This is a genomic window from Burkholderia sp. Bp8986 (assembly GCF_003854225.1).
GTDB lineage: Bacteria > Pseudomonadota > Gammaproteobacteria > Burkholderiales > Burkholderiaceae > Burkholderia.
Genome location: NZ_QTQM01000225.1, coordinates 1 through 332, shown reverse-complemented (window position 1 = coordinate 332; position 332 = coordinate 1). Strand labels below are relative to the sequence as shown.

Genomic DNA, 332 nt, shown 5'->3' with positions numbered 1-332 from the left:
GGTGGCGGCTTGCGTGCCGGGCACGGTTACGGCTTGTTCGCTCAGTGCCTGAACGATCTCGGCCGCCAAGCCTTTGCCCATGCGAGGAGCGAGCTTGGTCAGGCGATTGGCGAGCGTCTTCTCGCTGGTGCTGGCAAGGGCGGCGGGCGACGGATAGCGCTCAAGCAGATCGAGTACCGCTGGATGATCAAGGCGCGGTCCGAGAACACGCTCGAGCGCCGGATGGATCTGAGTAAGCAGGCCGCGAATGCGGTTGCTGGTTTGCGTGACCTGAGCGGCGAGGTCGTCATCGAAGCCGCAGAGCATGGTGAGCTCGGCGAGTTGCTCGTCGG

1 protein-coding gene is annotated in these 332 nt (G+C 64.8%); it reads right to left on the bottom strand.

Translation table 11 applies throughout. From position 1 onward, the window contains the following. The coding region (locus DID99_RS37005; RefSeq protein WP_148094737.1) for an IS110 family transposase at window positions 1–332 on the bottom strand (332 nt) is incomplete at both ends.